This is a genomic window from Modestobacter sp. VKM Ac-2985 (assembly GCF_026967925.1).
Taxonomy (GTDB): Bacteria; Actinomycetota; Actinomycetes; order Mycobacteriales; family Geodermatophilaceae; genus Modestobacter.
On the sequence record NZ_JAPVBI010000001.1, the window covers coordinates 1,823,820 to 1,844,319 of the forward strand.

General features: G+C 74.1%; 23 protein-coding genes. 18 read left to right on the top strand and 5 right to left on the bottom strand.

All coding sequences use genetic code 11. From position 1 onward, the window contains the following. Window position 1: 1 nt before the first annotated feature. From O2V61_RS08685 to O2V61_RS08710, 6 genes are all read left to right on the top strand, one after another. A complete protein-coding gene (locus O2V61_RS08685; protein ID WP_269182887.1) occupies window positions 2-619 on the top strand; it encodes a riboflavin synthase in 618 nt (205 codons plus the stop codon). Next, on the top strand, window positions 616-1,911 hold the full coding sequence (locus O2V61_RS08690) for a bifunctional 3,4-dihydroxy-2-butanone-4-phosphate synthase/GTP cyclohydrolase II (RefSeq protein WP_269182888.1): 1,296 nt from the start codon (window positions 616-618) through the stop codon (window positions 1,909-1,911). Before O2V61_RS08685 ends, O2V61_RS08690 begins: the two co-directional genes overlap by 4 nt. Before the next feature lie 85 nt (window positions 1,912-1,996). Continuing rightward, window positions 1,997-2,506: a 6,7-dimethyl-8-ribityllumazine synthase gene (ribH, locus tag O2V61_RS08695; protein WP_269182889.1), complete on the top strand. Its 510-nt coding sequence runs from the start codon at window positions 1,997-1,999 to the stop codon at window positions 2,504-2,506. Next, window positions 2,503-2,766: a phosphoribosyl-ATP diphosphatase gene (locus O2V61_RS08700; protein ID WP_269182890.1), complete on the top strand. Its 264-nt coding sequence runs from the start codon at window positions 2,503-2,505 to the stop codon at window positions 2,764-2,766. The genes ribH and O2V61_RS08700 overlap by 4 nt, the downstream gene beginning before the upstream one ends. A gap of 94 nt (window positions 2,767-2,860) precedes the next feature. Next, on the top strand, window positions 2,861-3,727 hold the full coding sequence (hisG, locus tag O2V61_RS08705; protein WP_269182891.1) for an ATP phosphoribosyltransferase: 867 nt from the start codon (window positions 2,861-2,863) through the stop codon (window positions 3,725-3,727). 19 nt (window positions 3,728-3,746) lie between these two features. After that, complete coding sequence (locus O2V61_RS08710) at window positions 3,747-4,211, top strand: SSI family serine proteinase inhibitor (RefSeq protein ID WP_269182892.1); 465 nt, start codon at window positions 3,747-3,749, stop codon at window positions 4,209-4,211. 18 nt (window positions 4,212-4,229) lie between these two features. Here O2V61_RS08710 and O2V61_RS08715 read toward each other — a convergent pair whose 3' ends face one another. After that, window positions 4,230-5,225 carry a DUF2877 domain-containing protein gene (locus tag O2V61_RS08715; RefSeq protein WP_269182893.1) on the bottom strand — a complete coding sequence of 332 codons (996 nt, stop codon included), beginning with the start codon at window positions 5,223-5,225 and terminating at the stop codon, window positions 4,230-4,232. A 400-nt stretch (window positions 5,226-5,625) separates the two neighbouring features. On the opposite strand from O2V61_RS08715, the gene O2V61_RS08720 reads away from it, so the two are divergent. The 4 genes from O2V61_RS08720 to O2V61_RS08735 all read left to right on the top strand — a co-directional run bounded on the left by O2V61_RS08720 (window position 5,626) and on the right by O2V61_RS08735 (window position 10,503). Then, complete coding sequence (locus O2V61_RS08720; RefSeq protein WP_269182894.1) at window positions 5,626-7,452, top strand: PucR family transcriptional regulator; 1,827 nt, start codon at window positions 5,626-5,628, stop codon at window positions 7,450-7,452. Between the two features lie 153 nt (window positions 7,453-7,605). Continuing rightward, window positions 7,606-9,048 carry a uracil-xanthine permease family protein gene (locus O2V61_RS08725; protein WP_269182895.1) on the top strand — a complete coding sequence of 481 codons (1,443 nt, stop codon included), beginning with the start codon at window positions 7,606-7,608 and terminating at the stop codon, window positions 9,046-9,048. A gap of 12 nt (window positions 9,049-9,060) precedes the next feature. Continuing rightward, the gene (locus O2V61_RS08730; protein ID WP_269182896.1) at window positions 9,061-9,660 is read left to right on the top strand and encodes an NUDIX domain-containing protein; all 600 of its coding nucleotides are present in this window, start codon (window positions 9,061-9,063) and stop codon (window positions 9,658-9,660) included. An 84-nt stretch (window positions 9,661-9,744) separates the two neighbouring features. Next, a complete protein-coding gene (locus tag O2V61_RS08735) occupies window positions 9,745-10,503 on the top strand; it encodes an SDR family NAD(P)-dependent oxidoreductase (RefSeq protein ID WP_269182897.1) in 759 nt (252 codons plus the stop codon). 18 nt (window positions 10,504-10,521) lie between these two features. On the opposite strand, the gene O2V61_RS08740 is transcribed toward O2V61_RS08735, so the two are convergent. Beyond that, the gene (locus O2V61_RS08740; RefSeq protein WP_269182898.1) at window positions 10,522-10,920 is read right to left on the bottom strand and encodes an SRPBCC family protein; all 399 of its coding nucleotides are present in this window, start codon (window positions 10,918-10,920) and stop codon (window positions 10,522-10,524) included. 6 nt (window positions 10,921-10,926) lie between these two features. Between O2V61_RS08740 and O2V61_RS08745 the strand changes: the two genes are divergently transcribed. Next, window positions 10,927-11,646: a hypothetical protein gene (locus tag O2V61_RS08745; RefSeq protein WP_269182899.1), complete on the top strand. Its 720-nt coding sequence runs from the start codon at window positions 10,927-10,929 to the stop codon at window positions 11,644-11,646. 101 nt (window positions 11,647-11,747) lie between these two features. Then, on the top strand, window positions 11,748-12,665 hold the full coding sequence (locus O2V61_RS08750; protein ID WP_269182900.1) for a DMT family transporter: 918 nt from the start codon (window positions 11,748-11,750) through the stop codon (window positions 12,663-12,665). On the opposite strand, the gene O2V61_RS08755 is transcribed toward O2V61_RS08750, so the two are convergent. Then, the gene (locus O2V61_RS08755) at window positions 12,662-13,048 is read right to left on the bottom strand and encodes an ArsR/SmtB family transcription factor (protein ID WP_269182901.1); all 387 of its coding nucleotides are present in this window, start codon (window positions 13,046-13,048) and stop codon (window positions 12,662-12,664) included. The two genes, O2V61_RS08750 and O2V61_RS08755, sit on opposite strands and share 4 nt — an antisense overlap. A gap of 117 nt (window positions 13,049-13,165) precedes the next feature. On the opposite strand from O2V61_RS08755, the gene arsB reads away from it, so the two are divergent. Genes arsB through O2V61_RS08780 form a run of 5 tightly spaced genes read left to right on the top strand, consistent with a single transcriptional unit; the run spans window position 13,166 to window position 17,202 of the window. Next, window positions 13,166-14,296 (top strand): ACR3 family arsenite efflux transporter, encoded by a 1,131-nt coding sequence (gene arsB, locus O2V61_RS08760; RefSeq protein WP_269182902.1) that lies wholly within the window; start codon window positions 13,166-13,168, stop codon window positions 14,294-14,296. After that, window positions 14,293-14,934: an arsenate-mycothiol transferase ArsC gene (locus O2V61_RS08765; RefSeq protein WP_269182903.1), complete on the top strand. Its 642-nt coding sequence runs from the start codon at window positions 14,293-14,295 to the stop codon at window positions 14,932-14,934. The genes arsB and O2V61_RS08765 overlap by 4 nt, the downstream gene beginning before the upstream one ends. Continuing rightward, window positions 14,931-16,340, top strand: a complete 1,410-nt coding sequence (locus O2V61_RS08770) for an FAD-dependent oxidoreductase (protein ID WP_269182904.1) — start codon at window positions 14,931-14,933, stop codon at window positions 16,338-16,340. The genes O2V61_RS08765 and O2V61_RS08770 overlap by 4 nt, the downstream gene beginning before the upstream one ends. Further along, window positions 16,337-16,780 carry an arsenate reductase ArsC gene (locus tag O2V61_RS08775; RefSeq protein WP_442929170.1) on the top strand — a complete coding sequence of 148 codons (444 nt, stop codon included), beginning with the start codon at window positions 16,337-16,339 and terminating at the stop codon, window positions 16,778-16,780. Before O2V61_RS08770 ends, O2V61_RS08775 begins: the two co-directional genes overlap by 4 nt. Then, window positions 16,777-17,202: an arsenate-mycothiol transferase ArsC gene (locus O2V61_RS08780; RefSeq protein WP_269182905.1), complete on the top strand. Its 426-nt coding sequence runs from the start codon at window positions 16,777-16,779 to the stop codon at window positions 17,200-17,202. The genes O2V61_RS08775 and O2V61_RS08780 overlap by 4 nt, the downstream gene beginning before the upstream one ends. Before the next feature lie 38 nt (window positions 17,203-17,240). Here the strand turns inward: O2V61_RS08780 and O2V61_RS08785 are convergent, their stop codons facing one another. Next, the gene (locus O2V61_RS08785) at window positions 17,241-17,696 is read right to left on the bottom strand and encodes a hypothetical protein (protein ID WP_269182906.1); all 456 of its coding nucleotides are present in this window, start codon (window positions 17,694-17,696) and stop codon (window positions 17,241-17,243) included. A gap of 71 nt (window positions 17,697-17,767) precedes the next feature. On the opposite strand from O2V61_RS08785, the gene O2V61_RS08790 reads away from it, so the two are divergent. Beyond that, window positions 17,768-19,018 (top strand): APC family permease, encoded by a 1,251-nt coding sequence (locus O2V61_RS08790; protein WP_269182907.1) that lies wholly within the window; start codon window positions 17,768-17,770, stop codon window positions 19,016-19,018. Between the two features lie 21 nt (window positions 19,019-19,039). Here the strand turns inward: O2V61_RS08790 and O2V61_RS08795 are convergent, their stop codons facing one another. Then, window positions 19,040-20,452, bottom strand: coding sequence for an FAD-dependent oxidoreductase (locus O2V61_RS08795; RefSeq protein ID WP_269182908.1), 1,413 nt, complete (start codon window positions 20,450-20,452; stop codon window positions 19,040-19,042). Window positions 20,453-20,500 lie beyond the last annotated feature (48 nt).

Consider the following 20,500-nt stretch of genomic DNA (forward strand, 5'->3'; position numbering starts at 1 on the left):
GGTGTTCACCGGCATCGTGGAAGAGCTCGGCACCCTGGTCGTGCGCGAGGACGGCGCGGACAGCGCCGTGCTGCGCATCCGGGCACGCAAGGCCCTGCAGGACGTCGCGCTGGGCGACTCGATCGCGGTCAACGGCGTCTGCCTGACCGTCACCGGCGTCGAACCCGCCCCCGACGGCAGCGGCGTGTGGAGCACCGACGTGATGGCCGAGACCCTGCGCCGCAGCAGCCTCGGCACCACCGGCTCCGGTGACCGGGTCAACCTCGAACGCGCCGTCACCCCGCAGACCCGGCTGGGCGGCCACATCGTCCAGGGCCACGTCGACGGCGTCGGCACCGTGGTCTCCCGCACCCCCGGCGACGACTGGGAGGTCGTGCGGATCGCCGTCCCCACCGAGCTCGCGCGCTACGTGGTGGAGAAGGGCTCGATCACCGTCGACGGCGTCTCGCTCACCGTGAGCGCGCTCGCCGACCACCCCGAGCCCTGGTTCGAGGTCAGCCTCATCCCCACCACGCTGCGCGAGACCACCCTGGGCGACCGCGCCCCCGGTGACCGGGTCAACCTGGAGGTGGACGTCATCGCCAAGTACGTCGAACGACTGTTGGGAGCACGCCGATGAGCGGATTCCGGTTGGACTCCGTGGAGAGCGCGATCGCGGCGGTCAAGAGCGGCCGGCCCGTCGTCGTCATCGACGACGAGGACCGGGAGAACGAGGGCGACCTCATCTTCGCCTCCGAGCTCGCCACCCCGGAGGTGGTGGCCTTCATGGTCCGCTACACCTCGGGCTACATCTGCGTCGCGGTCACCGAGTCCGACGCCGACCGGCTCGACCTGCCCCCGATGTTCCGGGTGAACCAGGACCGCCGCGGCACCGCGTACACCGTCACCGTCGACGCCCGGGAGGGCGTGACCACCGGCATCTCGGCCGCCGACCGGGCGCACACCATCCGCACCCTGGCCGCCGCGGAGACCACCTCCGCCGACCTGGCCCGCCCCGGGCACGTGGTGCCGCTGCGCGCCAGGGACGGCGGGGTGCTGCGCCGGCCCGGCCACACCGAGGCCGCCGTCGACCTCGCCGTCCTGGCCGGGCTGCGTCCCTCGGGGACGCTGTGCGAGGTGGTCAGCGAGCAGGACCCGACCGGCATGGCGCGCGGTGAGGAGCTGCGGGTCTTCGCCGACGAGCACGACCTGGTCATGGTCTCGATCGCCGACCTGATCGCCTACCGCAAGCGGTTCGACAAGCTGGTCGAGCGGGTCGCCGAGGCCCGGGTGCCGTTGCGCGCCGGGGAGTTCACCGCGGTCGGCTACCGCAGCTCCTACGACGAGCGCGAGCACGTGGCCTTCGTCTACGGCGACCTCACCGCGAACGACGGTGAGGACGTGCTGGTGCGCGTGCACTCCGAGTGCCTCACCGGCGACGTCTTCGGCTCGCTGCGCTGCGACTGCGGCCCGCAGCTGGACGCAGCCCTCGCCGCCGTCGCCCAGGAGGGGCGCGGCGTCGTCCTCTACATCCGCGGCCACGAGGGCCGGGGCATCGGCCTGCTGCACAAGCTGCAGGCCTACCAGCTCCAGGACGCCGGCGCGGACACGGTCGACGCCAACCTCGACCTCGGGCTCCCCGCCGACGCACGTGACTACGGCACCGGCGCGCAGATCCTGGTCGACCTGGGCATCCACACGATGCGGCTGCTGACCAACAACCCGGCCAAGCGCGCGGGGCTGGAGGGGTACGGCCTGAAGATCACCGGCCGGGTCGCGCTGCCCAGCAACGTCACCGCCGACAACGTCGGGTACCTGCGCACCAAGCGGGACCGGATGGGGCACCTGCTGGAGATCATCGAGCCCGACGGTCCCGACACCGGCGGCCAGCCGCCCGCGCCGGAACGGCGCGCCGACGAGCAGCCGATGTGACCGGCTTCCACCCCGGCCCACGGCACACTGCACCGTCCCTTCCGAACCGTCCCACCTGACGACGAACAGCACCGAGGAGAACTTCATGAGCGGGTCCGGAGCGCCGGGGCAGCAGCCGGTCGACGCCGCGGGGCTGACCCTGGGCATCGTGGCGACCACCTGGCACGGCGACATCACCGAGTCGCTGCTGCAGCGGTCGATCGCCTGCGCGAAGGCCGCCGGCATCCCGGAGCCCACCGTCGTCCGGGTGCCCGGGGCCATCGAGCTGCCCGTGGTCGCCCAGGCCCTCGCCGCCACGCACGACGCGGTCGTGGCCCTCGGGGTCGTCGTCCGCGGCGGCACGCCGCACTTCGAGTACGTCTGCGACTCCTTCACCGCCGGCCTCACCCGGGTGTCGCTGGACGCCGGCAAGCCGGTCGGCAACGGCGTCCTCACCACCGAGGGCGAGCAGCAGGCCCGCGACCGCGCCGGCATGGACGACTCCGCCGAGGACAAGGGCTGGGAGGCCACCGCCGCCGCGCTGCAGACCGCCCTGGTGCTCCGCGAGCTGCGCAACCCGAAGCAGAGCACCGGTTTCGGGGTCGGCCCGGCGTGAAGACGTTCGACCAGCTGTTCGCCGAGCTGAGCGAGAAGGTCGCCGCCGGTGACCCGGCCTCGGGCACCGTCACCGCCGTGCAGGACGGGGTGCACGCCGCCGGCAAGAAGGTCGTGGAAGAGGCGGCGGAGTCCTGGATGGCCGCCGAGCACGAAGGCGCAGAGCGGACGGCGGAGGAGATCAGCCAGCTGCTGTACCGGGTGCAGGTGCTCATGCTGGCCCGCGGGCTCGGCCTGGACGACGTCTACGCTCACCTCTGAGCAAGGACCCCCTTCTCCTCACCCCTCGCAAGCTCGGGGCGAGCCTCTGAAGGGGGCCGACGGTGCCACCCCCGGGTTCAAAGGAGCTGTTTCTGTGCTGCGCGTTGCCGTGCCCAACAAGGGTGTCCTCAGCGAGCCCGCGGCCGCGATGCTGGCCGAGAGCGGGTACCGGCAGCGGCGCACCTCCAGCGAGCTGGCGGTGTACGACCCGGAGAACGACACCGAGTTCTTCTACCTGCGCCCTCGCGACATCGCGATCTACGTCGCGGCCGGCACGCTGGACGTCGGCATCACCGGGCGCGACATGCTGCTGGAGACCACCCCGCCCGAGGGTGGCGACGCGGTGGCGGCCGAGGTGATGCCCCTGGGCTTCGGCCGGTCGTCGTTCCGCTTCGCCAGCCCGGCGGAGTCCCCGGTCGACGAGGTGGCGAAGCTGGAGGGCAAGCGGATCGCCACCGCCTACCCGGGGCTGCTGCAGCGCTTCCTGGACGAGACGGGCATGAAGGCCGCCGTGGTCAAGCTCGACGGCGCCGTGGAGACCGCCTGCCGGCTCGGCGTCGCCGACGCCGTCTGCGACGTGGTGGAGACCGGCACGACGCTGCGTGCGGCCGGGCTGCGGATCATCGGCGACCCGGTGCTGGCCAGCGAGGCCGTGCTCGTCGGCCGGGCCGGGGCCGACGAGGTGCCGGCGGTCGCGCAGCTGCGTCGCCGGCTGCAGGGCGTCCTGGTCGCCCGGCGGTACGTGATGCTCGACTACGACTGCCCCAACGACCTGCTGGCTCAGGCCACGGCCCGCACCCCGGGGTTGGAGGGGCCGACGGTGAGCCCGCTGCAGACGCCGGGCTGGTCGGCCGTGCGGGCGATGGTTCGCAAGGAGGACACCAACCGGGTGATGGACGAGCTGTGGGAGCTCGGCGCGCGGGCGATCCTGGTCACCAGCATCGCTGCGTCCCGCATCTGACCCGGGCAGACTGGCGGGCATGCGCCGCGCCGTCCTGCTGTCCCTGGCCGTCCCGCTGATGCTGCTCGCCGCGTGCGGCACCGCGGACGACGCCGGCCAGGCGGTCGGCTCCTCGACGACACCGGCGACCTCGTCGGACCCGGCCACCACCACTCCCGGGGACGCCATCGGCGACCTGGTGGTCGAGTACGACCCGGGCGAGGGCGCGCCGGTGGAGCGTCACACCCTCACCTGCGCAGGCACTGTCGAAGGCGACCTCCCCGACGCCGAGGCGGCCTGCGAGCACCTGGGGGAGCTCGAGGAGCCGTTCGCCCCGGTGCCGGACGACGCGATCTGCACCCAGCAGTACGGCGGGCCCCAGACGGCGCACGTCACCGGCGTGTGGCGGGGCGAACCCGTCGACCTCCAGCTCTCCCGCACCGACGGCTGTCGGATCGCGCAGTGGGACCGGCTCGGGCCGCTGCTCCCGGGGCCGGCCGGCTGACCGGCCGGCCCCCACCGGTCAGCGGGGCCGGCTGGTCCGGTCGACGAGGTCGATCGCGGTGCACAGCCCCAGCGCCATCGCCCGCCCGCTGGTCGAGCCGGTGGCCAGCAGGGTGGTGATCGCCGGTGCGAGCGCACCGTGGCCGACCAGGCCCCGCAGCACGGCCGCGAACTCCCCGCTGACCCGGCCGGCCGCGGCATGCCGCAACAGCGCCCGGGACAGCTCGGTCGTGCGCCCGGCGGCCAGCCCGGTCACGCCGGCGCCGAAGCGCTCGGCGGCAGGGTGCCCCAGCAGCACGAGGCCGGCGGTGACGCCGGCCAGCACGTCGTCGCCGGCAGGGGTGAGGCCGGGGCCCAGCCCGATCAGCCGGGTCGCGGTGCGCAGCGCGGCGTCGACGTCGGCCCGGCGGACGGCGCCGCGCAGCGCGGCCAGCGGACCGCTGGGACCGCTGGGCAGGCCGGGGAGGACGAACGCGCTGTGCGGCACGCCCTCGCCGTAGAGGGCCGAGCGGAGCTGACGGACCCCCTCGGGGAGCAGCGCCGGGCGCGCGGTGGGCAGCTTGGGCCGCGGGTCCCACCACGCGGCAGCGCTGATGGTCAGGTCGCCGACGGTCAACCGGCCGCCGCCCAGCCGGGCGGGGGCTCCGCTGGGCACCGAGACCAGCGGCCGGCCGTTGGAGGGCCGGAAGAGCACGCAGCCCAGCGGCAGCCGGGCGGCGTCGGAGGTCAGCACGCCCACCACGTCGGGACCCTGCGGGGTCTGCACGGTCAGGTACACCGCTGCCGGGACCGACAGCAGGACCCGCGCCGACCGGACCGGCCCCCGCAGCAGGTCGGCGATGCCGGTGCTGGCCTGGGCGGGCACCGAGGCGCCGGACGCCCGGGCGCCGGCTGCTGCGGACTCACGTGGCAGGGGGATGGTCGGGACGCCGGCCCGGGCGGCGCGCCCGGTGCTGATGTCGTCGGGGGTCGTGTCCCGGCCGTGGCCGCCGGTGCTCTCGTCGATGGTGCGCATGTGCCCTCCACCCGTGCGGTCGACGGGCGACGCCTGCAGCGGGGCCCGTCCCGGTCTGGCTCTCCCCGCCGGGACGCCGGGCCACCCGTCGATCGACGGAGCCGCCTACCATCCGAGCCGGGACACAGGACCGGGGGCTCGAACCTGGTGGCGCGTCCCCCGTGCCTGTATGGCGATTGTCGCCAAGCGTGCCTTCTGCCGTCCAGAGACGTCTGACAGAATCTCGCACAGCAGGCTCGTGCACGGTGTTTTGGGGGAACGTACAGTGACTGAACGTGATTCGTCCGTGACTTACGCTTCACACAGCGACCGGGTGGCTACTTTCAGTACCATCCCTGCGTCGGCCGAGCCGGTCCTCTCCCAGCTCCCGCCGGCCGATCGGACCGCCCTGCAGGACAGCATGGGCCTGACGGTCGACCAGCTCCTGCAGCTGCCAGGGCTGACCGGCGCGCTCGTGGTCGGCGGGGCCACCGGCACCCGCCGGATCGTCCGGCACGTCGCCGTGGAGGACCCTGCCGACCCCGTCGCGGGTGCCGGCCCCGACCTGCTCGTCGTCCTCGGTGCCCGGCTCCCCAGCGGCGACCCGGCGCAGAGCCGTGCGCTGATCGAGCGGCTGCACCAGGCCGGCAGCGGTGCGCTCGCCTACCGCTCGGAGGCCGGTTCGGGCAACCCGGCCGGCGACGTCCCCGCCGAGCTGCTCGCCGAGGCCGACCGCCGCGGCTTCCCGGTGCTCGCCCTGCCCGCGCGGGCCCGGCTGGACGAGGTGGTCGCCGAGGTGCTCGGCGCCATCATCGACAAGCAGACCCAGGCGCTGAGCCTCGCCAACCGGATGCACAACCAGTTCATCGACGTGGCGCTGTCCGGCGGGGGGCTGTCCGAGGTCACCACCCAGGTGTCCACCTTCCTCGCCGGAGCCGCCGTGCTCGGCCTGGGCCCGGACCGCGAGGTCGCCACCCATGCCGGCCCGCCGGAGGAGGTCACCGAGATCCGCGACTGGCTGTGGCTGCTCGACGCCGCGGCCGACGACGCGTTCGCCGACCTCACCCCCTCCCGTCGGCTGTCGGGCAACCGCGCCGACCAGAGCGTGGTCACCCCCGCCGACGTGCTCGCCGACGCCGATCTCTCGCCGGCCGACGGCATCCTGCTGGTGCCCGGGCACCACGAGCTGCCGGGCGGGATCGGGGAGTACGCGGTGGCGCCGATCATGGCCGGTGACCAGCGGCACGGCTGGCTGGTCGCGGTGAACCGGCACGGCCCGATGCTGCTGGGTGCCGGTGCGGTCCTCGAGCAGGCCGCGGTCATCGCCGCGCTGTCGGAGATCCGCTCGCAGGCGGTGCACTCGGTGGAGCTGCGGTTCCAGGGCGACATGGTGCGCCGGCTGGTCGGCGGCACCTTCGCGCACACCGAGCGGGCGCTCGCCTACGCGCGCTCGTTCGGCTGGCGGCTCGACGGGCCGGTCGTCGTCCTGGTGACCGCCACCGAGACGGTGGCCGACGCCGGTGCGGACCCGACCCGGGCGCTGGACGTGCTGGACCGGTTGGCCGACGGCTGGCGGGCCGCGGTCGACAGCGAGGTCGCCGGCGCCGCGGTCGCCGGGCTCGCCACCGAGATCGTCACCGTGCTCCCGCTGGACGGGCGCACGCCCGAGGAGCTCTCGAGCCTGGTCGCCTCGGTGACCGCCCGGGTGAACGCCCGGTTGCGCCGGGTGGGCCGGCTCCTGGGCACCGGGATCGGCCGGCCGGCCGAGTCGCTGTCGGCGCTGGGCGAGGCCTACCAGCAGTCCCAGCGCGCCCTCGTGGTCGGGCAGGAGATCCACGGCGGCCACGCGGTCACCCACTTCGACCAGCTCGGCGTCTTCCGGCTGCTGTCGCTGATCCCGGACAGCAACGAACTGCGCTCCTACGTCGACGAGGTGCTCGGCACCCTCGCCGACTCCTCCGACGCGGACGCGATGGACCTGCGGGAGACCCTGCGGGTGCTGCTGGAGACCAACCTCAACGTCGCGGAGTCCGCCCGCCGGCTGCACTTCCACTACAACACGATGCGGTACCGGATCGGCAAGCTGGAGCGGCTGCTCGGTCCCTTCACCACCGACCCCACGCTGCGGCTGAACCTGCTGCTCGCACTGCACGCCGCCCGCATCCGCGGGCTGGACCAGCCGCACCGGCCGCCGGTGGAGAGCGTGGTCGCCGCCGTCCTGGACGACGGGCTCGAGTCACTGGTGTGAGCCGGCGGCGTGTCCGCGGTGTTGCGGCGCCGTTCACCTGCCGGTCCGTGATGGGAACGTGTCCAGGACCCCCTGGTGTGATCAACGGACTTCTGCCACTGTCCGATACCTCAGCGCTGAGCTACCTGTTCGGCGGAGCTGCGAGGAGGACCGATGGCGTTCGGCTGGAAGCTCTACGGGGACGGGAAGACCCCACCGCTGGGTGAGGCGGTGGCGCCCGACGAGCGGCTGTCCTGGCCGTTGACCGTCGGCATCGGCGCGCAACACGTGGTCGCCATGTTCGGCGCCACGTTCGTCTTCCCGCTCATCATGGGGCTGGACGCCAACCTGGCGATCATGATGAGCGGGATCGCCACGATCATCTTCCTGCTCATCGTGCAGGGGAAGGTGCCCTCCTACCTGGGCACCAGCGCCGCGTTCGTCGGCGGCGTCGCGGCGGTCCGCGCCCAGGGCGGGGACAGCTCCGACGTGGTCGGCGCGATCCTCGTCTCCGGCATCGTGCTCGCGCTGGTCGGGCTGCTGATCCAGGCCGCGGGTGTGACCGTGGTGAACCGGGTGCTGCCCCCGGCGGTGACCGGCGCGGTGGTCCTGCTCATCGGCTTCAACCTCGCGCCCGTCGCCGCGGGCCTGTACTGGCCGCAGGACCAGTGGGTCGCGCTGGCGACCATGGCGTTCGTCATCTTGGTCTCGCTGGCGCTGCGCGGCTTCTGGGCCCGGATCTCGATCCTGCTCGGCCTGCTCTTCGGCTACCTGCTCTCCCTGCTGCTGGACACCTTCTCCCAGGCGGTCACCTACGACGCCGCCGGTGTGGGGACCGCGCACGACCGCGTCGACCTCAGCGGCGTCGGCGACGCCGCGTGGTTCGGGCTCCCCGAGCTCACCGCACCCTCGTTCTCGGTCAACTTCGCGCTGCTGGTGCTCCCCGCGGTGATCGCGCTGGTCGCGGAGAACGCCGGCCACGTCAAGGCGGTCGGCGAGATGACCAAGCGCGACCTGGACCCGGTGCTCGGCCGGGCGGTCTTCGCCGACGGTGCCGCCACCGTGGTCGCCACCTCGGTCGGTGGCTCCCCGACCACCACCTACGCGGAGAACATCGGCGTCATGGCCGCCACCCGGGTCTACTCGACCGCGGCCTACTACGTCGCCGCGCTGGTGGCGATCATGCTCGGGCTGGTGCCCAAGTTCGGCGCCATCGTCAACGCCACCCCCGGTGCGGTGCTCGGCGGGATCACCGTCGTCCTCTACGGGATGATCGGCCTGCTCGGCGCCAAGATCTGGAAGGAGAACCGGGTCGACTTCGCCAACCCGATCAACCTGGTGCCCCTGGCGGCCGGGATCATCATCGGCATCGGCGACGTCCAGCTGCGGTTCAGCAGCGAGTACTCCATCGGTGGCATCGCGCTGGGCACGATCGTCGCCGTCGTCGGCTGGCACGTCGCCCGCATGCTGGCCCCGGCGGAGATGAAGGCGTCGCTGTACCAGGAGGGTGGCTTCGCCGCCGGCACCGGCCCGGCGCTGGGGGCTGCCGGGAGTCACAACACGGACCCGGGTGGGCCCGACCCCTCCGACGTCGACCGGGTCAACCGGACCCGCTGACCTCGCACCCACGTGGGCCGGCACCTCTCCGGCAACGACGGCGTCCGGGTGCGGGACGTCGAGGTGCTGTCCAGCGACTGGTATGTGCTGCGGCGGACGACGTTCGACATGCGCCACCGCGACGGGCACTGGAGCACCGAACAGCGGGAGACCCACGACCGCGGGAACGGCGCGACCGTGCTGCTCTACGACGTCGCGCGGCGCACGGTGCTGCTCACCCGTCAGTTCCGCTTCCCGGCGTACGTCAACGGCCACCCCGACGGGTTGCTCATCGAGACCGCCGCCGGCCTGCTGGACGACGACGACCCGGTGACCGCGGTGCGCCGGGAGGCCGAGGAGGAGACCGGCCACCGCGTCGGCGAGCTCACCCACGTCTTCGACGTCTTCATGAGCCCCGGTTCGGTCACGGAGCGGCTGCACTTCTACGCCGGCCCCTACGACGCCGGCACCCGGACGGCCGGCGGGGGCGGGCTGGCCGACGAGGGCGAGGACATCGAGGTGCTCGAACTGGACGTCGACGAGGCGCTGGCCGCGATCGGCGCGACGATCGTGGACGCGAAGACGATCCTGCTGCTCCAGTGGGCCGCACTGTCCGGGCCGTTCGCCCGCTGAGCTCGCACTCCGTGCGTGGCGCGGCGGGGGCCGGGGCACTGGGGCTCCGGGGCCGCACCGTTCGGTCCCGGGAGAGAGGGACGCATGACCGAGAACAGCCGGCCGCTGCAGGGGAAGGTCGCCCTGGTCACCGGGGCCTCGTCGGGGATCGGCGAGGCGACCGCGGTCGCCCTGGCCGAGGCCGGGGCGGCGGTCGCCATCGGCGCCCGGCGCAAGGACCGGCTCGATGCGCTGGCCACGAAGCTGCGGGACGACGGCGCCCGGGTGCTGCAGCTGGACCTGGACGTCACCGACGAGCAGGCCTGCGCCGCGGCGGTCGCCCGCACCCGCGAGGAGCTGGGCGGTCTCGACGTCCTGGTCAACAACGCCGGGGTGATGCTGCTGGGCACGATCGTCGGCGCGGACCCCGACGACTGGCGGCGCATGCTCGACACCAACGTGCTGGGGGTGCTGTACATGACCCACGCGGCGATCGAGGGCATGGTCGAGCAGGGGTCGGGTGACGTGGTGAACATGTCCAGCGTCGCCGGCCGGACCGCCCGCAAGGGCGCCGGGGTCTACAACGCCAGCAAGTGGGCGGTGAACGCCTTCAGCGAGTCGCTGCGCCAGGAGGTCACCGGCCGCGGGGTGCGGATCAGCCTGGTCGAGCCGGGCGCGGTGGCCACCGAGCTGACCGACCACATCACCCAGCCCGAGGCCAAGCGGGCCTCGCAGGATATGGCCGCGGGGATGACCCGGCTGCAGGCCGAGGACATCGCCCGGGCGGTGCTCTACGTGGTCAGCCAGCCGAGCCACGTGTCGGTCAACGAGGTGCTGGTGCGCCCGACCGACCAGGAGCGCTGAGCCCGGGCGCCCGGGGGATCAGCCGGCCTCGAGCACCCGCTTCAGGGTATCGAGGTCGGCGGCCACCGCCGCGGTGTCGGCCTCGAACTCCTCGGCCGTGGCGCCGCTCGCCCGGCGGAGGGTGAACACCACCTCGCTGCCGGCGCCGTCGGCGAGCACCCGCACCGGGTTGATGGTGGACGTGCCGTCGGGCAGGACGACGTCGTGGTCGAGCACCCCGTACTCGTTGACCGGCACGAACCGCACCAGCACCCGGCCCATCGGGGAGTCCGCCACCCACTCGCCGCGCTCCCGCCTGATGCCGGTGGCCAGGCCGGCGGCCCACATTGGCAGGTGGGCCGGGTCGCGGACCCAGGCGTAGACCTCAGCGGCCGGCCGGTCGATGGAGACGCTCAGGTGACGGGACTCGGTGGGCATGCCCGCATGCTGCCGCACGCCGGTGACTGGCGGCCCAAGATCACCTGCGGCATCGTGGTCGCCGTGGATCCGACCTCGGCGCGCACCGGACCAGCGGAGACGGACGACGACCGCCGCTGGGCCGAGGCTGTCTCCGCGCTCGGGCTCACGCCGGACGGCGGCGCACGGTGGCTCCGCCCGACCCGGCTGCTCACCTGGTCGTGGGTGCTGGCCCTGGCGGTGCTCGCGCTGGCCGGCGGGCTGCTCCTGGCGGTGCTGTCCACCGATGAGCTGGTGCCCGACCCTGGACCGTCCGGCGGCTGGGAGGCGGCCGGCCTCGTCGTGCAGGGGGCCGGCCTGACCGTGATGCTCGGGTACGGGCTCGTCGCGTGGCGGTCCGGGCTCTTCCGAGCGGCGTGGTCGCGGCCGGCCGCGGTGCTGAGCCGGGCGCAGCGACGCGGACTGCTCGCGCAGGTGCGGGGCCGTGCGGAGGCCGACCCGGCACGCCTGCCGCTGGCCCGTGACCTGGCGCGGCGGCTGGTGCTGCAGCACCACCAGCTCCTGCTGTTCGTCGGCGTCGTCGTGCAGCAGGTGGGGCGAGCCATCGGCGCACCGACGCGGTCGACCCTGGTCCTCACGGCGGTCGTGACGGTGGTGCTCCTGGTCGGGGCGGCGCTCACGCACCGGGAGGCCAGACGGGCAGGACGGTTCCTCGCTGACCACCCGGACCCCGCCTCGCCGGTCTGACCGCGTCGATCCGGCCATCGTCCGGAGCGGGACCGCCAACCCGGGGTGCCATGGCCGGAAACCGCCGGAGGACGTCGGTCGCGAGCCCTAGCTTCTCCTTCGTGCCCGTTCCCCGCAGTCCGCTGGTGTTCCTCGCCGTCAGCGTCACCGTGCTCGCCTGGGCGTCGGCGTTCATCGGCATCCGTGCGGTGGGCGAGGACCTCTCGCCCGGGGCGCTGGCGCTCGGCCGGCTGGCCGTCGGCACCGCCGTCCTGGGCGCGCTGCTGGCCCGGCGTGGCTGGGTGGCCCCGACGGCGGGGGAGTGGCGGCTGCTCGCCGTCTGCGGGATCGGCTGGTTCGGCATCTACAACGTGGCGCTCAACGCCGCCGAGCAGCACCTGGACGCCGGGACCACGGCGATGCTGGTCAACATCGGCCCGGTGCTGATCGCCGTCCTCGCCGGCCTGCTGCTGGGCGAGGGCTTCCCGCGCTGGCTGGTCATCGGCCTGGGCGTGGCCTTCTGCGGGGTGCTGCTGATCGGCTTCGCCACCCGCGACGCCGGGGCCGACCTGCTGGGCGTCTTCCTGTGCGTGGTCGCGGCGGTCACCTACGCCGCCGGCGTGGTGGCGCAGAAGCCGTTGCTGCGCCGGCTGCCCGCCCTCCAGGTGACCTTCACCGCCTGTGCCATGGGGGCGGTCTGCTGCCTGCCCTGGGCCGGGGTGCTCGTCGACGAGCTGGGCACCGCGCCCGCGTCCTCGATCGTCGGCACCGTCTACCTCGGGGCGGTGCCGACCGCGCTGGCCTTCAGCACCTGGGCCTACGCGCTGCGCCGGATGGACGCCGGCCGGCTGGGGGCGACCACCTACCTGGTGCCGCCGATCGTCGTGCTGCTGGGCTGGGCGCTGCTGGACGAGGTGCCGCCGGCGCTGGCCGTCGTCGGTGGCGTTGTCTGCCTGCTGGGCGTGGCCCTGTCCCGCCGGCGCACCCAGGTGCGCCGGCCGGTGCCGGTGCCGCAGGAGGCGGGGACCTCGACGGTCTAGCGGGGGCTGGGCTCCCGGACGCCGGGCAGCGCGGTCACCACCGCGTCCAGCGCCCCGGGCACCAGCGAGAAGTAGGCCCAGACCCCGCGCTTCTCCCGGGCGAGGAAGCCGGCGTCCACCAGCACCTTGAGGTGGTGGGACACGGTCGGCTGGGACAGGCCCAGGGGCTCGGTGAGGTCGCAGACACAGACCTCGCGGCCCTCGTTGCCGGCCACCAGGGCGAGCACCCGGAGCCGCGCCGGGTCCGCCAGCGCCTTGAGGGTGCGGGCCAGGTCGGCGGCCTGCTCGGCGCTCATCGCGCCGGCGAGCTCGGCGGGGGAGCACCCGGGCGCACCCACGTCGACCAGCTCGAGGTCCAGCCCCGCCGTTCGGCTGATGTTCACCCGGCCAGTATCGGTCGGGCATTGACGGGTGTCGATACCCCCGGCATCCTCTGGGACAGATAGACCGACGTCGATGCACGTCCTCCCGCACCGGGAGGCAGAGGAGCAGCCCACCCCATGAGCGATCTCGCCGCGGAGACCCCCCGCTCCGGCACCGACCTCGAGACACCGGTGCTGGCCCGGTTGTCGACCCTGGACCGCTTCCTGCCGGTGTGGATCGTCGCGGCCATGGTCCTCGGCCTGCTGCTCGGCCGGTTCGTCCCCGGGCTGGACGACGCGCTGGACGCCGTCCGGGTCGGCGAGGTCAGCCTGCCGATCGCCATCGGGCTGCTGCTGATGATGTACCCGGTGCTGGCCAAGGTGCGGTACTCCGAGCTCGACCGGGTCACCGGGGACCGGAAGCTGCTGGGCGCCTCGCTGGCGCTGAACTGGCTGGTCGGGCCGGCGCTGATGTTCGCGCTGGCCTGGCTGCTGCTGCCCGACCTGCCCGAGTACCGCACGGGGCTGATCATCGTGGGCCTGGCCCGCTGCATCGCCATGGTGCTGATCTGGAACGACCTGTCCTGCGGTGACCGCGAGGCCGGCGCCGTGCTCGTGGCGATCAACTCGGTCTTCCAGATCCTCGCCTTCGCCGTCCTCGGCTGGTTCTACCTCCAGGTGCTGCCCGGCTGGCTGGGGCTGTCGACCACGTCGGCGGAGTTCAGCTTCTGGGCGATCGTGGGATCGGTGCTGGTCTTCCTCGGCATCCCGCTGGTCGCCGGCTTCCTGACCCGCACGATCGGCGAGCGCGCCAAGGGCCGCGACTGGTACGAGGGGCGGTTCCTGCCGAAGATCGGCCCGGTCGCCCTCTACGGCCTGCTGTTCACCATCGTCATGCTCTTCGCCCTGCAGGGCGATGCGATCACCTCGAACCCGTGGGACGTCGCCCGGATCGCGCTGCCGCTGCTGGCCTACTTCGCGCTGATGTTCGGCGGCTCCTTCCTGCTCGGCATGCGCCTCGGGCTGGGCTACGCCAAGACCGCGACCCTGGCCTTCACCGCGGCCGGCAACAACTTCGAGCTCGCCATCGCGGTCGCGATCGGCACGTTCGGGGTCACCTCCGGGCAGGCGCTGGCCGGCGTCGTCGGCCCGCTGATCGAGGTCCCGGTGCTGGTCGGGCTCGTCTACGTCTCCCTCTGGGCCGCCCGCCGCTGGTTCCCCGGCGACCCCACCGTCCCGGCACCCCGTACCGAAGGAGCGTCCCGATGACGTCGACACCCCGGTTCGTCGGACTGCTGGACCCCGAGGTGGTGCTCCGGCGGCACGTCGAGGACCTGTCGGCCCGGTTCGCCGGCATGGTGAGCGCGGAGACCGTCGAGCGGATGGTCTTCGAGTCCTACGCCGCCCTGGGGCGCACCGCCCGGGTCAAGACGCACCTGCCGGTCCTCACCTGCCGCTTCGCCACCGAGCGGCTCACCGCCCTGGCCCAGGCCAAGGGGGTGCTGGCGAAGGAGGCGCCCGAGGTGCTCTTCGTCTGCGTGCAGAACGCCGGTCGGTCGCAGATGGCCGCGGCGATGGTGGAACACCTGTCCGAGGGGCGCGTGCACGTCCGGTCGGCGGGCTCGATGCCCGCCGACCAGGTCGACCCGGTCGTGCTGGAGGTGCTGGAGGCTCGCGGCATCACGGTGACCGACGCCTTCCCCAAGCCGCTGACCGACGACGTCGTCCGGGCCGCGGACGTGGTGATCACCATGGGGTGCGGGGACGCCTGCCCGGTCTACCCCGGCAAGCAGTACCTGGACTGGAGCGTGGCCGATCCCGCCGGGCAGTCGCCGGCTGCGGTCGAGGCGATCGCCGCCGACATCGAGGGCCGGGTGCGGGGGCTGCTCAGCGGGCTCGGCGCATGAGCCGCCGCCTGGTCGTCGTCGGCGGCAGCGATGCCGGCATCTCCGCGGGCCTGCGCGCCCGGGAGCTCGACCCGACCGCAGAGGTCACCGTCGTGGTGGCCGACGCCTACCCCAACTTCTCCATCTGCGGGATCCCTTACCACGTGTCCGGTGACGTGCAGCCCTGGCAGTCGCTGGCGCACCGCACCTCCGCCGACCTGGAGGCCGCCGGGCTGACCGTGCGCATCGGCACCCGCGCCACCGCCGTCGACGTGACCGGGCAGCGCATCACGGTGACCACCCCGGACGGGGCGACGGACACGCTGGCCTACGACGAGCTGGTCGTGGGCACCGGCGCCCGGCCGTCGGTCCCGGCGATCGCGGGGATGGGTGGTCCGGACGGGCTGGGTGCAGCCGACGGGGTGCACCTGCTGCACACCATCGACGACACCCACGCGCTGATGGCCACCCTGACCGGCCGCCCGGTGCGTTCGGCGCTCATCGTCGGCGCCGGCTACATCGGCGTGGAGATGTCCGAGGCGCTCGTCGCCCGGGGCGTCACCACGACCGTCGCCCAGCGCCCTGCCGAGGTGCTGAGCACCGTGGACGCCGAGCTGGGCGCACTCGTCCGGGCGGAGATGGCGGCCCACGGGGTCGAGGTGCTCACCGGCACCGACGTCACCGGGCTGGCCCGCACCGACGGAGGCCGGATCGCGGTCTCCGGTGCCGGGCTCCACCGCTCCTTCGACGTCGTGGTGGTCGTCGCCGGGGTCCGCCCCGACGTGCAGCTGCTGGTCGATGCGGGGGCGAGGACCGGTGCCGGCGGCGCGGTGGTCGTGGACGAGACGATGGCCACCGGGCTGCCGCACGTCTGGGCGGCCGGGGACTGCGTGGTCACCCACCACCGGTTGATGGGCCTCACCTACCTGCCGCTGGGCACCACGGCCCACAAGCAGGGCCGGGTCGCCGGGGCCAACGCCGTCGGCGGGCAGGCCCTGTTCGCCGGCAGTGTCGGGACCCAGGTGGTGAAGGTCTTCGGTCTGGTCGCCGCCCGCACCGGTCTGCTCGAGCACGAGGCGCTGGCCGCCGGCTTCCGCCCGGTCACGACCCAGTCGAGCCCGGACGACCACAAGGCCTACTACCCGGGGGCCCAGCCGATCACGATCCGGGTCACCGCCGACGCCGACACCGGCCGGCTGCTCGGCGCCCAGCTGGTCGGGCGGCTGGGCAGCGAGGTGGCCAAGCGCGTCGACGTCTACGCCACCGCCCTGTTCCACGGCATGGCCGTCGACGGCATGGCCGACCTGGACCTGGCCTACACCCCGCCCCTGGGCTCACCCTGGGACGCGGTGCAGATGGCCGCCCAGGCCTGGAGCTCCGAACACCGTCCCCCTGCGCCCGCCGCACGAGCTGCGGCGTTGGCGTGAGCAGCCCCCTGAACGAGGAGAACCCCGTGAACGACCGCCCCAGCGTCCTGTTCGTCTGCGTGCACAACGCCGGCCGTTCCCAGATGGCCGCCGGCTGGCTCCGTCACCTCGCCGGCGACGGCGTCGAGGTGCGCTCGGCCGGTTCGGTGCCCGGCGACCAGGTCAACCCCTCGGCCGTGGCCGCGATGGCCGAGGTCGGCATCGACATCTCCGACCAGCGGCCCAAGGTGCTGACCACCGACGCGGTCGAGGCCTCCGACGTCGTCATCACCATGGGCTGCGGGGACGCCTGCCCGGTCTTCCCCGGCAAGCGGTACCTCGACTGGCCCCTGGAGGACCCGGCCGGGAAGGGCGTGGAGTCCGTGCGCCCGATCCGGGACCAGATCGAGACGCGCATCCGGGGGCTGATCACCGAGCTCCAGGTGCCGGTCGCGCCGTGACCGGCCGACCCCAGGTGCTGTTCGTCTGCGTGCACAACGCGGGCAAGTCCCAGCTCGCCGCCGGTCTGATGCGGGACCTGGCCGGGGACGCCGTCGAGGTGCGCTCCGCCGGGACGGCGCCGGGTGCGGCGGTCAACGGGGAGTCTGCGGACTCCCTGGCCGAGGTCGGCATCGACATCACCGCGGAGCGTCCCGAGCCGCTCACCGATCAGCTGGTGCGCGACGCCGACGTCGTGGTGACCCTCGGCCGCGAGGCCCGGGTGGTCCCGGTGCCCGGCACCCGCTTCCTGACCTGGGACGTCGACGAACCCTCCGCGCGCGGCATCGAGGGGATGGCCCGGATGCGGCTGGTGCGGGACGACATCGCCGCCCGGGTGCGAGCCCTGGCCACCGAGCTCGGCGTCGGCCTGCGCCCGGGATGAGCCGGCCTGCCCTGCGGGGACGGGGGCCTGGCCTCCGGTCAGGTCCTCGCGTCGGCCTCCTGGTCAGCGACCAGGTGGGTGACCGTGACGCCCGTGGCCTTGCGCAGCCGGGACGGGAGGTCGCGGTGCAGCCACTGCGAGAGCCCGCGGGGCAGCGTGGAGACGACGATCTCGTCGGCGGTGAAGTGGTGCAGCGCGATGCGGACGGCCTCCAGGGCGTCCGGGTCGCCCACCTCGCCGGTGACCGTGGCCCCCAGCGACCCGAGCTGCTCGAGGGCGTGGTCCAGGCGCTGCGCCGCGAGCGCGTAGGCGCGGTCGGCCGGGGCGGGGCCCAGGTGCTGGTAGGCGCTGGGGACGTCCACCTGGTCGTCCAGCGGCGTGGCCGGTGCCACGACGTGGAACTCGTGCGTCTCGGTGGCGACCCGCTCCTCCACGGCCGCGCTGAGTCTGTCTGTGGTGAGGGTCTGGTTGGCGACGATCAGGCAGCGGCGCATCCTCGTCCTCCCGTCGGGTCGGGCACCCACTGTGACTCCCGTCATGGTCGCGCGCCAGCCCGGGTGCTGCGGTGAGCGTCGGACCGGGTCTGTCCCGCCGGCTCGGCACCGGCGACGCGGTCGTCATCGGCCTGGGGTCGATGATCGGCGCGGGCGTCTTCGCCGCCTTCGCCCCGGCCGCGCAGGCCGCCGGCGCGGGGTTGCTGATCGGGCTGGCGATCGCCGCCGTGGTCGCCTGGTGCAACGCCACCGCCTCGGCCCAGCTCGCCGCGCAGTACCCCGCCTCCGGCGGCACCTACGTCTACGGGCGGGAGCAGCTCGGGGACTGGTGGGGCTTCCTCGCCGGCTGGGGGTTCGTGATCGGCAAGACGGCCAGCTGCGCGGCGATGGCGCTCACGTTCGCCGCGTACGCCGCGCCGGCCGGCTGGCAGCGCCCGGTCGCCGTGGCCGCGGTGCTGGCGCTCACCGCGACGAACTACCGCGGCGTGACCCGCACCGCCGGGCTCACCCGGGTGATCGTCACCGTCGTGCTGACCGCGCTGGCCGTCGCGGTCGCCGCGATGCTCGTCGGCGGCCCGCCGGGCGGGACGGCGCCGGGGGACTGGGCGGTCGAGGGCGGCGTCCTCGGGGTGCTGCAGTCGGCCGGGCTGCTGTTCTTCGCCTTCGCCGGCTACGCGCGCATCGCGACGATGGGCGAGGAGGTCCGCGACCCGGCGCGGACCATCCCGCGTGCGATCCAGCTGGCGCTGGGGCTCACCGTCGCGGTGTACCTGGTGGTCGCGGTGTCGCTGCTGACGACGCTGGGCGCCGACGGCGTCGCGGCCACCGCCGAACCGCTGGCCGCCGCCGTGGCCGCCGGCAGCTGGGACTGGGCCGGGCCGGTGGTGCGGATCGGCGCGGCCGCAGCGGCGCTCGGCGCGCTGCTGGCCCTGATCGCCGGGGTGGGGCGGACCAGCCTGGCGATGGGCCGGCAGGGCGACCTGCCGCGGTACCTGGCGGCGGTGCACCCGCGCTTCTCCGTGCCGCACCGGGCCGAGGTCACCGTCGGCGTCGTCGTCTGTCTGCTCGTGCTGACCGTCGACCTGCGCGGCGCGATCGGCTTCTCCTCCTTCGGTGTACTGCTCTACTACGCCGTCGCCAACGCCGCGGCGTTCACCCAGGACGGCGAGCACCGCCGGTTCCCCCGGGCGCTGCAGGTCCTCGGCCTGGTGGGCTGCCTGGTCCTGGTGGCGACCCTGCCGTGGCAGGCCGTGGTCGCCGGCACCGCGGTCTTCGCCGTGGGCATCGCCTACCGGGCCACCCGGCTGCGGCTGGCCCGCTGACGCCTGCCCGGGGCGATGCGGTCAACAGGCCGACGAGGAGGCCCCGGCGCTCACCGGTTCCGGGGTCGCGCCGCAGCAGCTCACCGGCTCGGGGTCCTCGGCCGACCACCCGTGGGCACTCCCGGTGGCGAAGCCGACGCCGGCGGACTCGGCGGCCTCCCGGTCGCCCAGGTCGGTGCTGCAGACCCCGGTCGAGGGGAGGTGCAGCTGCACGGAGTCCGCGGCCTCGGTGTCCCCGGCCAGCGCGGCGGCGATCGAGCGGACCTGCTCGTAGCCGGTGGCCAGCAGGAACGTGGGGGCGCGCCCGTAGGACTTCATGCCCACCAGGTAGAAGCCCTCGTCGGGGTGGGCCAGGTCGCGGTGCCCGTGCGGCGGCACGGTGCCGCAGGAGTGGGAGTTCGGGTCGATCAGCGGCGCCAGCCGGGCCGGGGCCTCGAGGGCGGCGTCGAGGTCGAGCCGCACCTCGCGCAGCAGGTCCAGGTCGGGGCGGAAGCCGGTGGCGGCGGCCACCGCGTCGACCGCCAGCTCCAGCGGGGCGCCGTCCCGGCCGGTGCCGAGCAGGCGCAGCCGGCCGTCACCGGTCGGTGCGAGCTCGGTCCAGGTGACCTCGCGGTGCAGCTCGACGTGCCCGGCCTGGACGGCGGCCTTCAGCGTCGAGCCGAGCAGCCCGCGCGCGGGCAGCCCGTCGGAGTCGCCACCGCCGTAGAGCCGGGCGGGGGAGCGGCCACGGATGGTCCAGCTGATCCGCGTGCCCGGCTCGCTCTGCTGCAGCTCCACCAGGGCCAGCAGCGTGTTCGCCGCCGAGTGGCCCATGCCGACCACCACGGTGTGCTTCCCGGCGAACCGGGCGCGGTCCCGGCCGAGCACGTCGGGCAGCGGCCCGACCAGCCAGTCGCCGGCCTGCTCTTCCCCGATCGCGGGGAGACCGGCCGCGCCGAGCGGGTTGCGCTGACCCCAGGTGCCCGAGGCGTCGACGACCGCGCGGGCGGTCAGGTCCTGCACCCGGCCGTCGACGACGGTGCGCACCACGTACGCCCGGCCCTCCCGACCGACGGTGCGGGTCTTGTCCACCCCGGCCCGGCTGACCGCGACCACCCGGGTGCCGGTGCGGATCCGGCCGGCCAGCTGCGGCGTCGCGGCCAGGGGCGCCAGGTACCGCTCGACGAGCTCGGTGCCGGTGGGCAACGCCGTCCGGTCGGGGGACTCCCAGCCGGTCTGTTCCAGCAGCCGGACGGCGGCGTCGTCGACGTCGTACTCCCAGGGGGAGAACAGCCGCACGTGCCCCCAGTCCCGCACCGCGGCCGCGGGCTGGTCGCCGGCCTCCAGCACGAGCGGCTCCATGCCCTGCTCCAGCAGGTGTGCGGCGGCGGCCAGGCCCACCGGGCCTGCGCCGATCACCACGACCGGCAGGTCGTTCGTCGGGTTCGCGCTCATGCCGTGCTCACGTCCTCGCTCGTCGGTGGTCCGTCCAACGTCGAGTGA

Excerpts from the sequence above, each read along its gene's own strand:
- O2V61_RS08740 (WP_269182898.1), bottom strand. The coding sequence starts at position 10,920 with ATGCCCACCGAGTCCCGTCACCTGAGCGTCTCCATCGACCGGCCGGCC.
- arsB (WP_269182902.1), top strand. The coding sequence starts at position 13,166 with ATGAGCGATCTCGCCGCGGAGACCCCCCGCTCCGGCACCGACCTCGAG.
- O2V61_RS08735 (WP_269182897.1), top strand. The coding sequence starts at position 9,745 with ATGACCGAGAACAGCCGGCCGCTGCAGGGGAAGGTCGCCCTGGTCACC.
- ribH (WP_269182889.1), top strand. The coding sequence starts at position 1,997 with ATGAGCGGGTCCGGAGCGCCGGGGCAGCAGCCGGTCGACGCCGCGGGG.
- O2V61_RS08715 (WP_269182893.1), bottom strand. The coding sequence starts at position 5,225 with ATGCGCACCATCGACGAGAGCACCGGCGGCCACGGCCGGGACACGACC.
- O2V61_RS08725 (WP_269182895.1), top strand. The coding sequence starts at position 7,606 with ATGGCGTTCGGCTGGAAGCTCTACGGGGACGGGAAGACCCCACCGCTG.
- O2V61_RS08720 (WP_269182894.1), top strand. The coding sequence starts at position 5,626 with ATGGGCCTGACGGTCGACCAGCTCCTGCAGCTGCCAGGGCTGACCGGC.
- O2V61_RS08770 (WP_269182904.1), top strand. The coding sequence starts at position 14,931 with ATGAGCCGCCGCCTGGTCGTCGTCGGCGGCAGCGATGCCGGCATCTCC.
- O2V61_RS08765 (WP_269182903.1), top strand. The coding sequence starts at position 14,293 with ATGACGTCGACACCCCGGTTCGTCGGACTGCTGGACCCCGAGGTGGTG.
- O2V61_RS08690 (WP_269182888.1), top strand. The coding sequence starts at position 616 with ATGAGCGGATTCCGGTTGGACTCCGTGGAGAGCGCGATCGCGGCGGTC.
- O2V61_RS08745 (WP_269182899.1), top strand. The coding sequence starts at position 10,927 with ATGCTGCCGCACGCCGGTGACTGGCGGCCCAAGATCACCTGCGGCATC.
- O2V61_RS08710 (WP_269182892.1), top strand. The coding sequence starts at position 3,747 with ATGCGCCGCGCCGTCCTGCTGTCCCTGGCCGTCCCGCTGATGCTGCTC.
- O2V61_RS08785 (WP_269182906.1), bottom strand. The coding sequence starts at position 17,696 with ATGCGCCGCTGCCTGATCGTCGCCAACCAGACCCTCACCACAGACAGA.
- O2V61_RS08795 (WP_269182908.1), bottom strand. The coding sequence starts at position 20,452 with ATGAGCGCGAACCCGACGAACGACCTGCCGGTCGTGGTGATCGGCGCA.